The 13,667-nt window shown below is 68.8% G+C and carries 15 protein-coding genes; 8 read left to right on the plus strand and 7 right to left on the minus strand.

What is annotated here, in order from left to right:
* The 5 genes from VF536_RS22890 to VF536_RS22910 all read left to right on the plus strand — a co-directional run.
* A partial coding sequence (locus VF536_RS22890) for a TRCF domain-containing protein (RefSeq protein ID WP_331617208.1) occupies nt 1-525 on the plus strand: 525 nt, incomplete at its 5' end.
* Nucleotides 526-708: 183 nt separating this feature from the next.
* Nucleotides 709-1,173 (plus strand): hypothetical protein, encoded by a 465-nt coding sequence (locus VF536_RS22895; protein WP_331617209.1) that lies wholly within the window; start codon nt 709-711, stop codon nt 1,171-1,173.
* A 10-nt stretch (nt 1,174-1,183) separates the two neighbouring features.
* Nucleotides 1,184-1,741 (plus strand): type II toxin-antitoxin system VapC family toxin, encoded by a 558-nt coding sequence (locus VF536_RS22900; RefSeq protein ID WP_331617210.1) that lies wholly within the window; start codon nt 1,184-1,186, stop codon nt 1,739-1,741.
* 120 nt (nt 1,742-1,861) lie between these two features.
* Entirely contained in the window at nt 1,862-2,584 is a 723-nt protein-coding gene (serB, locus tag VF536_RS22905; RefSeq protein WP_331617211.1) for a phosphoserine phosphatase SerB, read from the plus strand.
* Between the two features lie 91 nt (nt 2,585-2,675).
* Nucleotides 2,676-4,514: a putative bifunctional diguanylate cyclase/phosphodiesterase gene (locus VF536_RS22910; RefSeq protein ID WP_331617212.1), complete on the plus strand. Its 1,839-nt coding sequence runs from the start codon at nt 2,676-2,678 to the stop codon at nt 4,512-4,514.
* Between the two features lie 45 nt (nt 4,515-4,559).
* Here VF536_RS22910 and rraA read toward each other — a convergent pair whose 3' ends face one another.
* The 6 genes from rraA to VF536_RS22940 form a co-directional block, all read right to left on the minus strand.
* Entirely contained in the window at nt 4,560-5,096 is a 537-nt protein-coding gene (gene rraA / locus VF536_RS22915; protein ID WP_331617213.1) for a ribonuclease E activity regulator RraA, read from the minus strand.
* 4 nt (nt 5,097-5,100) lie between these two features.
* Complete coding sequence (locus tag VF536_RS22920) at nt 5,101-5,334, minus strand: RNA-binding S4 domain-containing protein (protein WP_331617214.1); 234 nt, start codon at nt 5,332-5,334, stop codon at nt 5,101-5,103.
* 14 nt (nt 5,335-5,348) lie between these two features.
* Entirely contained in the window at nt 5,349-7,073 is a 1,725-nt protein-coding gene (locus VF536_RS22925; RefSeq protein ID WP_331617215.1) for a thiamine pyrophosphate-binding protein, read from the minus strand.
* A gap of 112 nt (nt 7,074-7,185) precedes the next feature.
* Entirely contained in the window at nt 7,186-7,656 is a 471-nt protein-coding gene (locus VF536_RS22930) for a hypothetical protein (protein WP_331617216.1), read from the minus strand.
* A complete protein-coding gene (locus VF536_RS22935) occupies nt 7,653-8,126 on the minus strand; it encodes a Panacea domain-containing protein (protein ID WP_331617217.1) in 474 nt (157 codons plus the stop codon). Before VF536_RS22935 ends, VF536_RS22930 begins: the two co-directional genes overlap by 4 nt.
* 184 nt (nt 8,127-8,310) lie before the next feature.
* Nucleotides 8,311-9,585, minus strand: coding sequence for an MFS transporter (locus VF536_RS22940; RefSeq protein WP_331617218.1), 1,275 nt, complete (start codon nt 9,583-9,585; stop codon nt 8,311-8,313).
* Nucleotides 9,586-9,702: 117 nt separating this feature from the next.
* On the opposite strand from VF536_RS22940, the gene VF536_RS22945 reads away from it, so the two are divergent.
* The 3 genes from VF536_RS22945 (at nt 9,703) to VF536_RS22955 (ending at nt 12,036) form a co-directional block, all read left to right on the plus strand.
* Nucleotides 9,703-10,512: a helix-turn-helix transcriptional regulator gene (locus VF536_RS22945; RefSeq protein WP_331617219.1), complete on the plus strand. Its 810-nt coding sequence runs from the start codon at nt 9,703-9,705 to the stop codon at nt 10,510-10,512.
* Between the two features lie 12 nt (nt 10,513-10,524).
* Complete coding sequence (nadA, locus tag VF536_RS22950) at nt 10,525-11,637, plus strand: quinolinate synthase NadA (protein ID WP_067269234.1); 1,113 nt, start codon at nt 10,525-10,527, stop codon at nt 11,635-11,637.
* Between the two features lie 111 nt (nt 11,638-11,748).
* Nucleotides 11,749-12,036: a late competence development ComFB family protein gene (locus VF536_RS22955; RefSeq protein ID WP_067269232.1), complete on the plus strand. Its 288-nt coding sequence runs from the start codon at nt 11,749-11,751 to the stop codon at nt 12,034-12,036.
* A 1-nt stretch (nt 12,037) separates the two neighbouring features.
* On the opposite strand, the gene nadB is transcribed toward VF536_RS22955, so the two are convergent.
* A complete protein-coding gene (nadB, locus tag VF536_RS22960) occupies nt 12,038-13,651 on the minus strand; it encodes an L-aspartate oxidase (RefSeq protein WP_331617220.1) in 1,614 nt (537 codons plus the stop codon).
* Nucleotides 13,652-13,667 lie beyond the last annotated feature (16 nt).

A 13,667-nucleotide genomic window follows, 5' to 3' on the forward strand; every position in this document is an offset into this window, starting at 1 on the left:
CTGAACGAGGCCGTGCGCGCGCTGAAGGCCGGCGAGGAGCCCGACCTGCTGAGCCCCACCAGCGGTGTCTTCGGCTCCACCACCGAGATCAACCTGCACGCCCCCGCGCTGCTGCCCGACGCCTACTGCGGCGACGTGCACCAGCGGCTGTCGCTGTACAAGCGGCTGGCGACGGCGGACCGCGCCGAGCAGATCGACGCGATGCTCGAGGAGGTCACCGACCGCTTCGGCAAGCTGCCCGCGCAGGGCCAGACGCTGTTCGACACGCACCGCCTGCGCGTGCTGGCCAAGCCCTACGGCGTGCTGAAGATCGACGCGGCGCCCAGCGTCATCAACATCAACTTCCGGCCCAACCCGCCGATCGATCCGATGCGCGTCATCGAGCTGGTGCAGAAGAACCGCAACATCAAGCTGGTCGGCAACGAGAAGCTGCGCATCGACAAGGCGCTCACCGATCCGAAGGACCGCGCGCAGGCGGTGCGCGAGGTGCTGCGGCTGCTCGGCGCGCCGGTGGCGCAGGCCTGATCGAAGGCCTGCTTCGCAGCGAGAAAACGGCGGCTCAGGCCGCCGTTTTCAATGGCAATCCGGAAATGTGACTGGCTCTCACTTGAATTGCTGGAAGACGTCCGGCACGTCCACCAGTTCGAGTCAATGACGGCGGAGGAACCGATTCCTAGACTGATGGCTTCTCAACTTCTGGAGATGCCGATGCGACAGCACACGCCACTGTTACCCCTGATCGATGCAAGCCGTCGGACCGATGCGCGCCGTCGGATCGATGCAGTCGAATCGATCGACGTCATGGCCGCCCGCCAGGCACAGGAAGACGCGGAAGAGGCGGCCTGGGATGCCGCGCGCGAAGCCGAGTTCGCTGCCAAGGAGAGGGGATGCGCCTACGCGATGACCTGCTTCAAGTGCCGGCACCTGCCGCCGGACGACCGGCTGACCGATCCGGACTCGCTCATCCGCGCGCTCTCCGAAAGCAAGCGCATCTCTCGCCTCATCATGCATGCGCGCGAGGGCTGCGAGACCTGCCCGTACCTGCCGGAGAACTACGGCAAGCCGGTGCGGGCCCGGGTTCTCGGGCTGGACGACTGGGAGGACGATGCTGAAGTCGACAGGATCCGTCGCGCGCGCTTCGACGCTTGGGAGGCGCAACATGGATCGCGTTGAACCGCTCTACATGCTCGACACGAACATCATGAGCTACCTGATGGAGCGTCCCGGATCGGAACGGCTGGCTCACTGCCAGGAGCGCCTCGATTCACTCACCGGACGTGTCGCCATCAGCGTCATCGTGCAAGCCGAGATCTTCGCCGGGCTTGAGAAGAAGCACTCCAACCGCAAGGAGCTGCGCTTGCGGGAGCTGATGCGAGAGATCCGGGTCGAGACTCTCGATCGAGGACTCTGGTTTTCCGACCTCTACGCTTGCATCAGGTCCGCCAGCGACCAGCGCGGCCAACGCATCGAACAGTTCGACGCAGCCATCGCCGCGCACGCGATGGCACTGGGCGCAACCTTGATCAGCAAGGACAAGGGCCTGGCGCGTGTAGAGGGCCTGAAGCTGGAGTCCTGGGATGTTCCTGGCATCAGTGACCGGCAGCACGCCCCTCGCGTCTCGGAGCCGGCCGCCGCCTACCTCTCGCGCTTGAGCGATGGCCGCTTCGGTTGGGCCGAAACGCCGACGCTCTGGATGACCGGCACTCGCGGAGCGACCTACGTCGGCGCGCATGCGCGCTGAGGCGTGCCTCGGCGAGTGCGCTAAGCTCCCGCCCGTCCCCGCCGACTGATCGCCGAGACTGATCAACGTGGTCATCGGCGGGGATCATCCGCATCCAAGACTCCGCCCGCCCCTGCCCGCATGACCTCCTCGTCGACCTCCCCGGCCCCGCTCTCCCCGCTCGTGCTGCAAGGCTTCACGCCGCCGCTGGCGCTGAGCGACTTCAAGCTCGCCGCGTTCGACATGGACTCGACGCTGATCGCCATCGAATGCATCGACGAGATCGCCGCCGCCGCGGGTCGCAAGGCCGAGGTCGCCGCGATCACCGAGGCCGCCATGCGCGGCGAGATCACCGACTTCAAGGACAGCCTGCGGCGCCGCCTCGCGCTGCTCCAGGGCGTCAGCGAGGACGCGCTGGCGCAGGTGCTGCGCGAGCGCCTCAGCTTCAATCCCGGCGCACGCGCGCTTTGCGCCGCGCTCAAGGCCGCCGGCCTGAAGCTGGTGCTGGTCTCCGGCGGCTTCACCTACTTCACGCGTTTCGTTGCCGCCGAGCTCGGCATGGATTTCGTCCGCAGCAACGAGCTGGAGATCGTCGACGGCCACCTGACCGGCGGCCTCGTGATGCAGGACTGGGGCGACATCTGCGACGGCGAGGAGAAGCGCCGCATGATGCTGGCCTGCGCCGAACGCGTCGGTGCGAGCGCCGCGCAATGCATCGCCGTCGGCGACGGCGCCAACGACCTGCCGATGATGGGCGCCGCCGGTCTGTCGGTCGCCTACCACGCCAAGCCCAAGGTCCGCGAGCAGGCGATGGTCGCCATCAATGACGGTGGTCTTGACAGGTTGCTCACGGTCTTGCGCTGAGCCGCAGACTCGTGTTGGGCGCGCCGCGGCAGAGCATTGGCTTGAAGCGCGCTGAAATCCCTGCGATGCTTCCGGCATACAGGGAGCAGCGATGCGAGAACAGCACGCGACAAGAACCGACGAGCAGGCCGACATCGACCACCTGCAGCGCGACGTGCTGGAAGCCGTCGCGCTCGGCCGCCCACTCGCGGCAGTGATGGACCTGCTCTGCCGCGGCGTGGAAGCGCTCGCGCCGGAGGTGATCTGCTCGGTGCTGACGGTGGACGAGGACGGCCGCGTGCATCCCCTGGCCGCCCCCAGCCTGCCGACCACCTTCAGCGGCGCGCTGGAGGGCTTCTCGATCGGCCCGCAGGCGGGCTCCTGCGGCACCGCGGCCTGGCGCCGCCAGCCGGTCGAGGTCACCGACATCGACCAGGACCCGCTGTGGGTGGACTTCCGGGAACTCGCCCGCGCGCACGGTCTTGCCGCCTGCTGGTCGACGCCCATCCTGCTGGGCACCGATCAGGTCGTCGCCACCTTCGCGCTGTATTACCGCGAGCCGCGCGCCGCCGCGCCCTTCCATCGCCGCATGGTGCTGGCCTGCACGCAGCTGTGCCAGATCGCCTTCATGCACGACCGCCACCAGCGCGAGATCGAACGCCTGGCCTACTTCGACGGCGTCACCGGCCTGCCCAACCGCACGCTGCTGGCCGACCGGGCCCGGCAGACGCTGATGCAGGCCTCGCGCACCGAAGCGCCGGCCGCGCTGCTGCTGCTGGACATCGACCGCTTCAAGACCGTCAACGATTCGCTGGGCCATGCCGTCGGCGACCAGGTGCTGAAGCACATCTCCGCGCGACTGCTGGGCACGCTGCGCGACAGCGACACGCTGGCGCGTTTGGGCGGCGACGAGTTCGTCGCGCTGCTGCCGGGCTGCTCGGCCGAGGACGCGATGCATGTCGCCGGCAAGCTGCGCGCGGTGCTGGAGGCGCCCATCCCCCTGGACGGCAGCCACGCGCGGGTCCAGATGACGGCCAGCATCGGCGTCTGCGCGTATCCGCGGGACGGGCTCGACCTCGACCAGTTGCTGAAGAACGCCGACATCGCGATGTACGAGGCCAAGCGCGCCGGCCGAGACTGCGCACGTTTCTTCCTGCACGCGATGAACCAGGCGCTGGACGAGCGGCTCGACATCGAGGCGGCCTTGCGCCACGCACTGTCCAACCAGCTGCTGCAGCTGCATTTCCAGCCCAAGGTCCGCCTGACCGACCGCGCGCTGGTCGGCGTCGAGGCGCTGCTGCGCTGGCACGACGCCGAGCGCGGCTGGGTACCGCCGGATCGGTTCATCCCGGTCGCCGAGGAGAGCGGCCTGATCAACGCGCTGGACGCCTGGGTGCTGGCGCAATCCTGCGCGCAGCTCGCGCGCTGGCGGGCCGAGGGGATCGTGGTGCCGGGGGTGTCGGTCAACGTTTCACCGCAGCGCTTCCACCAGGACGACGTCGCGGCGCATGCGCGGGCACTGCTCGCCAGGCACGGACTGGCGGCGAGCGACCTGACGCTGGAGGTCACCGAACGCCTGATGCTGGACGACACCAGCCGGCCCCGCGAGCAGCTGCAGCAGCTGCACGAGATGGGCGTGGGCGTGTCGGTGGACGACTTCGGCACCGGCTACTCGAGCCTGAGCTACCTGAAGCGCCTGCCGGTGACCGAACTCAAGCTGGACAAGAGCTTCGTGCGCGATCTGGAGCAGGACGCCGACGACCGCGCCCTGTCGAGCGCGGTGATCGGCATCGGCCGCTCGCTCGGGCTGACGGTGGTCGCAGAAGGCGTGGAGACCGAGGGCCAGCGCGACATCCTCGTGGCGATGGGCTGCGACGGGGCGCAGGGCTGGCTGTTCGGACGGCCGATGCCGGCGGAGGCGCTGGCCGGGTGGATCGCCGGACAAGGATGACGCTGGCGGAACGCGCACCGGCACGCTCGCCGACGCCAATGCTGCTCAGCCTGCCGCGTGCACGGGCTTGGGCGTGATGACGACGCCGTCCTCGTCGGCGTAGAGCCAGTCGCCCGGGCGGATCCAGACGCCTTCGAGCTGGACGGGCACGTCCGCGAGACCTTGCTCGCGGCGCTCGGTCGGCATCGGCACATGCCCCAACGCGAACAGGCCGACGGCGGCCGCGCGCAGTTCCTCGAGATCGCGCACCGCGCCGTGGACCAGCACGCCGGCCCAGCCGTTCTTCGCCGCGCTGACGGCGAGGTTGCCGCCCACCAGCGAACGTCGCAGCGAGCCGCCGCCGTCGACGACCAGCACACGCCCGGCGCCGAAGCTTTCGACGGCGGCCTTGACCTGCGAGTTGTCGTCCAGGCATCGCACCGTCGCCACCGGGCCGGCGAAACGCGGATGTCCGCCGTAGCTGCGGTACAGGCTGCCCGGCAGCCAGCGCGTGTCGCCGCTGGTGTCGGCCTTCAGCGAATCGCAGAGGTCGCAGGTCGAGAAGCGGATCGCGGCGCGGGTCGCGGCACTGGGGGCGGTCATGGGGTCACTCCTCCGGGTCCTTCAGGACCTCGATGCGTTCGCCGTTGAACTCGACCACCTGACCGCCGCGGATCTTGGCGGTCTTGCGCAGATCGACCTGTCCGTCGACGCGCACCTGCCCCTCCGAGATGAAGTGTCGGGCCTCGCCGCCGCTGCTGGCCAGCGAGGTGGCCTTGAGCAGCTTGTCGAGTTCGATGTATTCGCCGCGCAGGGCGAAGGGGATGGCGGGTGCAGTCATCGCGCGATTTTCCGTCATCCGGCCTTCCGTTTCAGCGCCGCCTCGCGGATGCTGCTGAGCGTCGCACGGGAGGTGGAGATCTCCACCGGCAGCTTCAGATGGATCAGCGTCGGGACCTGCGCGGAGAGGGCCTGCCGCAGCGCGGGCTCGACATCTTCGGTGCGGGCCGCGGTGAAGGCGGCCCAGCCGTAGGCGCGCGCCAGCGCGGCGAAGTCCGGGTTGTGCAGGTCGCTGCCGCTGACGCGGCCGGGGTACTCGCGCTCCTGGTGCATACGGATGGTGCCGTAGCTGCCGTTGTCGACGACCAGGCAGATCAGCCGCCGCGCGCCGTGCGCCATCGCGGTGGACATCTCCTGGCTGGTCATCAGGAAGTCGCCGTCGCCGGCGATGTTGACGACCCAGCGCTCGCGCTGCAGCAGCGCCGCCGCGACGGCGGCCGGGAAGCCGTAACCCATCGCCCCGCTGGTCGGCGCGAGCTGCGTGCGGCCGCCCTGATGCAGCGCCGTGTAGCGATGGAAACGATGCAGCCAGCCGCTGTAGTTCCCGGCGCCGTTGGTGAAGAGGGTCTCCGCCGGCAGCAGCCGGTCCAGCAGGTGGATGACCTCGGCCAGGTCCATCGGGCCGACCGGCAATGCCTGCTGGTTGCGCTGGTAGTCGGCATGTGCGTCGCGCGACCACTGCCGCCAGGGGAGTTCCTCCAGATCGACCGGCGGACGCAACTGCTGCAGCGCCAGCGCGGCGGCGCTCATGCTGGCCTGGATCATCTGGTCGGCCGCATAGACGCGGCCCAGTTCCTCGGACCCGGCGTGGATGTGCACCAGCTGCTGCGCCGGCCGCGGGGCCTTCAGCAGCGTGTAGCCGCCGGTGGTCATCTCGCCCAGGCGCGGGCCGATCGCGATGATCAGGTCCGCCTCGCCGATGCGTTTGGCGAGCGCCGGATTGATGCCGATGCCGACATCGCCCGCGTAGAACGGATCGCGGTTGTCGTAGAGGTCCTGGAAGCGGAAGGCGCAGCCGACCGGCACCTGCCAGGCATGGGCGAAGTCCTGCAGCGCGGCGCAGGCCTCGGCGGTCCAGCCGCCGCCGCCGGCGATGACGAAGGGCCGCTGCGCGCCTTCGAGCCGCGCCTGCAGTTCGACCAGGTCCGCCGGCGCCGGCCACGCGACGGCGGGTTTGGCGCGCGGCAGCACCGGCACGTCGGTGAGCTGCGTGAGCATGTCCTCCGGCAGCACCAGCACGACCGGTCCGGGGCGCCCCTGCATGGCGGTGTGGAACGCCCGCGCGACGTACTCGGGCAGGCGATGCGGGTCGTGCACTTCGCCGACCCACTTCGCCATGCCCAGCGTGCCCGGGCCGAACATCTGGCGGTAGTCGACCTCCTGGAAGGCTTCGCGGTCGCGCTGGTCGGACGCCACCTGCCCGATGAACAGGATCATCGGCGTCGAGTCCTGGAAGGCGGTGTGCAGCCCGATGCTCGCGTTGGTGGCGCCGGGGCCGCGGGTGACGAAGCAGACGCCGGGGCGGCCGGTCAGCTTGCCCTGCGCGTCGGCCATGAAGGCGGCGCCGCCTTCCTGCCGGCAGCCGATGAAGCGGATGCGCTCGCGGTGTTCATGGAAACCGTCGAGGACGGCAAGGTAGCTCTCGCCCGGCACGCCGAAGACCTCGGTGATGCCTTGCTCGATCAGGGCCTCGACGAGGACGTGCCCGGCGGGGCGGCTGACGGTGCGGTGCTGATCCATGACGGACGACTGTAGCGAGCGGCCCCGCCATTGCAAGCGGGCGGGATGTCCCCTGTTGCGGCGCGGATGCGGGTTGCGCCATCCAGGGGTTCGGGGTCAAGTGTTGCCCGGGCTACTTCCGGGGCTCGAACACGCGTTCCAGCGCCGTGGCGAACTTGTCGGCGACCGTCGTGAAGACGGTGTCCGGCAACGGCTCCTTCTTCGATGACGCGGTCCGCAGGATCGCGATCAGGAGCACTGTCGGCACCGAGAACAGCGCGAGCATGACGCCGGCAATTCCATGCCAGGCCCCCTCGCCGATCGCAGCATTGGTGCACTCGACCACGCGGGACAAGGTGGATGTCACCTCGGCCACCGGGGTGCAGTTGAACGGCCAGATGCCCATGAGCTTCAAGATCACGAGGACACCGACCAGGTACAGCACACCCGCAATGCTCAAGCCACCGAATGTTCCTGCCCGCTTGATCTTGTAGTCGAGGACCGTGGGATCGAACTTCCTGAGCTCGATGGTGCCCGGAGCATCGGCGGATGGGGCGACGATCGGCGGCACCGGCGGGGCTCCGTGTTGCAGGAGATCGATCATGGCAGCATCCCCCGATAGAACTGTCGAACGGACTCGTCGGAAATGACAGCCTGCTTCGAGTTCCTCGCTTGCTCCCACGGCCCGCCTGCCTCGTGACTCAGTGTCGACAGCTGCGATGGCGTGAAGGACCCGTACCGATCCATGACCTGATCCAGGATGCGCCAGAACGTCGCATCGACGGGCGAAGGAATCAATGCTGCGAAGGCATTCGTCTGAGCGTCGACGGTTTCGATGAGCGCCGTGATCGCGTCATGGCCACTTCCCTTGAGCCGGTAGTACAAGGAGTTGAAGACCGGCCCGTATTCCCACGCCTCCGGCCGCTCGTCGACGGCAGGAACGCCCTCGATGGCAAGGCTCCAAGCATGAGTGAAGAAGACCAGCTTCTGAAGTTTCAGATGGCTGACGGAAAGCCCACGCTCCTTGGCACGGTGGAGCACGGCATTGGCAACGATCGCGGGGGAATACGGCATGGTCGGGAACCTCCAGAGCGAACGACTCTAGATCCACCGCATGCCGATGCAAACGAAGGTCGCCGCACTGTTGCGCCCGCGACGCGATGCAAGTTCCGGGACCGACCTCGATCGCTATGACCGCCTCGGATGACCACAAATCCCAGTCATCCGACACCTCACATTGACTTCCCCTGGAGGGGTGTCAGCGCTTCCCCTGGCGCACCAGGCTCGCTGCGCCGATGCCCAGCAGCAGCGCGAATGACGCGCCGAAGAACACGGCGTTGTTCCAATGCCGGTCCATCAGCGCTCCGAAGATGGGCGCCGCGACCGCGAAGCCGGTGTCCAGGCCCGAGTACACCGTGCCGTACACGCGGCCGGTCGCTCCGGGCGGCGCGGCGCGCTTGATCAGCATGTCACGCGACGGGCCCGCCAGACCGGTGCCGAAACCCGCCGTCGCCGCCGCGATCAAGGCCGCCGTCGCCGGCAGCCAGCCCGTGGCCGTCAAGGCCAGCAGCGCCGCGGCGACGAACATCGCGCCGGCGATGTTGCGCTCCAGGTTCTGCGACTTCGCCACCAGGAAGCCGCCCACGATCATCCCCGCCGCGCCCGCCAGCATGTAGCCGGTCACGACGAAGGCGGTGCTCGCCAGGCTCACGCCGTACATCGCCGACAGCGCCGGCGACGCGAAGCTCTGGATCGCGCTCAGCGCCGAGGTCGTGAAGAAGAAGAACGAGAAGCACAGCCACACCGACGGCAGCTTCAGGAAGGCCATCGGATGCTCGTCGACCGGCGCCTTGGCCGCGCCGGCCTTCTCATGGCCCCACGAGCCCTGCGTGTCGTCGATCGCATCGCGCTTGAAGACCAGCAGCGCGATCACGAACAGCGCCCACACCGCCGTCGCGACGTAACCCAGGCGCCATTGCCCGGTCGCCTCGTGCATCGAGATCAGCAGCAGCGGCGCCACGGCCCAGCCGAGGTTGCCGGTGATGCCGTGCACCGAGAACGCATGCCCGAGCCGCTGCTGCGACACGCGCTTGTTCAGGATCGTGAAGTCCACCGGATGGAAGGGCGAGTTGCCCAGGCCCGCCAGCGCCGCGGCCAGCGCCAGCCCCGCGAAGCCCTGCGCCGTGCCCGCCGCCAGCGACGCCAGCACGAAGCAGCTCAGCGCCGCGAACAGCACCGGCCGCGCGCCCGTCTTGTCGACCAGGAAACCCGACAGCGCCTGCCCCACGCCCGAGATCACGAAGAAGATCGTGACCAGCAGGCCCAGCTCCGAATAACTCAGCCCGAACTCCCGCATGAACACCGGGAACAGCGGCGGCAGCAGCATGTGGAAGAAGTGGGAGGTGCCATGCGCCAGACCGATCAGGCTGATGGTCTGGATGTCTCGTGTCCTGCTCTGTGCGGCGCTCTGTTCGGGGCTCAGCCCCGGAAATCCGGTCGCGGCCGCGTTGGCGGTGGTGGTGGCGGTGTTCATGGACGGAATGGTGACAGGGCCTTCACGTCGGGATTACGATAGCCGGACAAGTTCTGTCGAGTTTCCGCCATGAACCCGTCGACGCCCCGCCTGACCGCTCACCCCACCCCACACCCTGTGCCGACGCTCACCCGTCGGACCAGCCTGCCGCCGCTGGATCCGCGCCGCTATGCGCCCAGCGCCGAGCGCCCGGTGCGCGCCAAGTCGCGCAGCCTGGACGGGTTCATGGACATCCAGGCCCACCTCCACAGCTGGGGCCAGTTCGTCTTCTCGGTGACCGGTGTCGTGCGCGTCAGTACGGACCGCGCGACCTTCCTGGTCCCGCCCTCGCGCGGCGTCTGGATTCCTGCCGGCGTGATCCATGCGGTGACCGCCGTCGAGCGCTGCGAGCTACGCACGCTCTACCTGCTGGATCCACCCGACGACGGCGAGGTCTGGGCGGAGAACCGCGTCCTGGAGGTGTCCCCGCTGCTGCGGGAGTTGGCGGTGCAGCTCGCCCGCGACGAGATCGAGCCTAGCGATGAGGTGGCCGACCGCGAGGGCTGGATCGGCAAGCTCATCCTCGACGAGATCCGCCGCGCGCCGCGCCTGCAGCTCGGTGTCGCGCTGCCGACCGACAAGCGTCTGCGCCGCCTCTGCGAGGCCGTGCTGGCCGAACCGATGCGCCACGCCAGCCTGGACGACTGGGCGGCGGAGGTCGGCGCGAGCGCGCGCACCGTCTCGCGCCTGTTCCGCCAGGAACTCGGCAGCAGCTACGCGCAGTGGCGCCAGCAGGCGCTGCTGGCCGAAGCCTTGCGGCTGGCCGCGCACCGCAAGCCGATGCAGGTCATCGCCGCGGAGCTCGGTTACGCCAGCGCCAGCGCTTTCACCGCGATGGTGACAAGGACGGTCGGCATGCCGCCGAGCCGGTTTTTCGGCCACACCTAGAATTCCGCTCCTATGGAACAGGTTCTCTACGACTTCGCCCGCCAGGATGCGGACGGCGCCACCTGCACCGCCCATGCGTGGGCCAAGGTGCCGGCACCGTTGACGCCCAGCCAGCGCTCGCAACTCAAGGCGCGTGCCGCCGAACTGCTCAAGGCCAAGGGGGCGGTGCTCGTCGCCCATTACTACGTCGACGGCGACCTGCAGGACCTCGCGCAGGAAAGCGGCGGCATCGTCTCCGACTCGCTGGAAATGGCGCGCTTCGGGCGGGATCACGCGGCGCAGACGCTGGTCGTCGCGGGTGTGAAGTTCATGGGCGAAAGCGCCAAGATCCTCAGCCCCGAGAAACGCGTGCTGATGCCCGACCTGGACGCGACCTGCTCGCTGGACCTGGGCTGTCCGGCCGACGATTTCGCGGCGTTCTGCGATGCGCATCCGGACCGCACGGTGGTCGTTTACGCCAACACGAGCGCCGCGGTGAAGGCGCGCGCGGACTGGATGGTCACGAGTTCCTGCGCCCTGGAGATCGTCAGCGAGCTCAAGGCCCGCGGCGAGAAGATCCTGTGGGCGCCCGACCGCCACCTGGGCCGCTACATCCAGGAGCAGACCGGCGCCGACATGCTGATGTGGAATGGCGCCTGCATCGTCCACGACGAGTTCAAGGGTCTCGAACTGGAGCTGCTGCGCGAGCAGCATCCGGACGCGATGATCCTGGTCCATCCGGAGTCGCCGGCCTCGGTGGTTGCGCAGGCGGACGTGGTGGGATCGACCTCGGCGCTGATCAAGGCGGTGGTTGAAGGCACGGCGCGTGAATACGTCGTCGCCACCGACAACGGCATCCTGCACGCGATGCGCCAGATGGCGCCGGGCAAGGTGCTGATCGAGGCGCCGACAGCGGGCAACAGCGCGACCTGCAAGAGCTGCGCGCACTGCCCTTGGATGGCGATGAACGGGCTGCAAGGGCTGGTCGACTGCCTGGAGCGCGGCACCGGTGAGATCTTCGTCGACGAGGCGATCCGGGTCGAAGCGAAGTCGTGCATCGACCGCATGCTGGACTTCACCGCGAAGCTGAAGGCGAAGAAGGCAGCGGAAGCCGGCGCGATGGTGCCGGGCATCGGCGCGGCCTGACCGCACTGCGACGGCCGCCCCGCGCGAACGAGTGTCCGCGGGGGCTTTCCATTCATGCGAGCGTCGGCCTATGCTGTGGCCATTCCAGCTGCCCCAACGCAGGACCCGCTCATGGACTTCACCTCGCTCTACAACCATCACGAACGCGAAGTGTTTGCCGCGGTGATGGAGACCGCCCCGCAGTTCCCCGAGATCCACCGCGAAGCCGAGCTGCTGGCCGACGTGGCCTGCGTGGCGCTGAACCGACTGCCGCCGCGCTACATCCGCCACGCCGTCGACTACTCGTTCTACCTGACCGAACAGGAACGGCTGGACGTCGACGCCGCGATCAAGGAAGCGGTCAGCTACGCCTACAACTTCGTGCAGGCGCGCAGCGTGCTGCGCACCAAGCAGCGATAGTTCAGCGCGTATTCCCGTTCCGCACCAGCACCGTCGGCAGACTCGCCGGCAACGTGCGCGGATAGTCGCGGCTGTAGTGCAGCCCGCGGCTCTCATGCCGCAGCAGCGCCGACCTCACGATCAGCTCCGCGCAATCGACCAGATTGCGCAACTCCAGCAGGTCGCGGCTGACGCGGAAGTTGGCGTAGTAGTCGTCGATCTCCGCGCGCAGCAGGTCGATGCGATGCAGCGCGCGTTCCAGCCGCTTGGTCGTGCGCACGATGCCGACGTAGTTCCACATCAGCGAGCGCAGCTCGTCCCAGTTGTGGGCGATGACCACCTGCTCGTCCGCGTCCTCGACCTGGCTTTCGTCCCAGGCCGGGAGCGGCGCCGGCGGCAGCACGTCCTGCGACAGGATGTCCGACGCGCAGCCCTGTCCGAGCACGACGCATTCCAGCAGCGAGTTGCTCGCCAGCCGGTTGGCGCCGTGCAGGCCGGTGTGGGCGGTCTCGCCGACCGCATAGAGCCCGGGCAGATCGGCGCGTCCCTGGAGGTCCGACACCACGCCGCCGCAGGTGAAGTGCACCGCCGGCACGACGGGGATCGGCTGGCGCGCGATGTCGATGCCCAGCGCGAGGCAGCGGGCGTGCACGGTCGGGAAGTGTTCCTTCAGGAAGGCTTCGCCCAGGTGCGTGGCGTCCAGCCACACGTGGTCGAGGCCGTGCTTCTTCATCTCGAAGTCGATCGCGCGGGCGACCACGTCGCGCGGCGCGAGCTCGAGCCGCTCGTCGTGCGCGGCCATGAAGCGCGTCCCGTCCGGCAGCTTCAGGTGACCGCCCTCGCCACGCAGCGCCTCGGTGATCAGGAAGCTGCGTTCCTGCGGGTGGTAGAGGCAGGTCGGGTGGAACTGGATGAACTCCATGTTGGCGATGCGGCAGCCCGCGCGCCAGGCCATGGCGATGCCGTCGCCGGTGGAGGTGTCCGGATTGGTCGTGTAGCGATACACCTTGCCGGCACCGCCGGTGGCCATCACGACGGCACGCGCCGCGATCACGTCGACGCGCTGGGCGTCCATGTCCAGCGCATAGATGCCATAGCAGCGCGACGGTTCCTCACGCTGCACATGGCGCGAGGTGATCAGGTCCAGCGCCATCCAGCGCTGGCGCAGCTCGATGTTGGGATGGGCCTGCGCCTTGGCCAGCAGCGCGTCGTGGATGGCCTTGCCGGTGGCGTCGGCGGCATGGGCGATGCGGCGCACGGCGTGGCCGCCCTCACGGGTCAGGTGCAGGCCGAGCGGCCCCTGCTCGTCGAGCGTGAACGGCACGCCCTGCTCCACCAGCCAGCCGACCGCGTCGGCGCTGCGTTCGGCGATGAAGCGCGCGGTGGCCTCGTCGACGAGGCCGGCGCCGGCCTCCTGCGTATCGCGCACATGGCTCTCGATGCTGTCGTCCGAGCCGAGCACCCCGACGATCCCGCCCTGCGCCCAGGCGGTGGCGGCCTCGTTGAGTTCGCGCTTGGCCAGCACAATCACCGGCACGCGGTCGGCGAGGTGAAGCGCCACGGTCAATCCGGCCAGGCCGGCGCCCACGATCACCACCGGCGCCAGCGCGGCGTCGGTCCGAACAGCTGCTGTCATCGTCATCGCCCGGTCA

It is taken from the genome of Roseateles sp., assembly GCF_036486225.1.
Taxonomy (GTDB): Bacteria; Pseudomonadota; Gammaproteobacteria; order Burkholderiales; family Burkholderiaceae_C; genus Roseateles.

Coding starts and splice junctions, on each gene's coding strand:
- VF536_RS22925 (WP_331617215.1), bottom strand. CDS start 7,073: ATGGATCAGCACCGCACCGTCAGCCGCCCCGCCGGGCACGTCCTCGTC.
- VF536_RS22935 (WP_331617217.1), bottom strand. CDS start 8,126: ATGCCGTATTCCCCCGCGATCGTTGCCAATGCCGTGCTCCACCGTGCC.
- VF536_RS22900 (WP_331617210.1), top strand. CDS start 1,184: ATGCTCGACACGAACATCATGAGCTACCTGATGGAGCGTCCCGGATCG.
- VF536_RS22955 (WP_067269232.1), top strand. CDS start 11,749: ATGGACTTCACCTCGCTCTACAACCATCACGAACGCGAAGTGTTTGCC.
- nadB (WP_331617220.1), bottom strand. CDS start 13,651: ATGACAGCAGCTGTTCGGACCGACGCCGCGCTGGCGCCGGTGGTGATC.
- rraA (WP_331617213.1), bottom strand. CDS start 5,096: ATGACCGCCCCCAGTGCCGCGACCCGCGCCGCGATCCGCTTCTCGACC.
- VF536_RS22920 (WP_331617214.1), bottom strand. CDS start 5,334: ATGACTGCACCCGCCATCCCCTTCGCCCTGCGCGGCGAATACATCGAA.
- VF536_RS22895 (WP_331617209.1), top strand. CDS start 709: ATGCGACAGCACACGCCACTGTTACCCCTGATCGATGCAAGCCGTCGG.
- VF536_RS22940 (WP_331617218.1), bottom strand. CDS start 9,585: ATGAACACCGCCACCACCACCGCCAACGCGGCCGCGACCGGATTTCCG.
- serB (WP_331617211.1), top strand. CDS start 1,862: ATGACCTCCTCGTCGACCTCCCCGGCCCCGCTCTCCCCGCTCGTGCTG.
- VF536_RS22930 (WP_331617216.1), bottom strand. CDS start 7,656: ATGATCGATCTCCTGCAACACGGAGCCCCGCCGGTGCCGCCGATCGTC.
- nadA (WP_067269234.1), top strand. CDS start 10,525: ATGGAACAGGTTCTCTACGACTTCGCCCGCCAGGATGCGGACGGCGCC.
- VF536_RS22910 (WP_331617212.1), top strand. CDS start 2,676: ATGCGAGAACAGCACGCGACAAGAACCGACGAGCAGGCCGACATCGAC.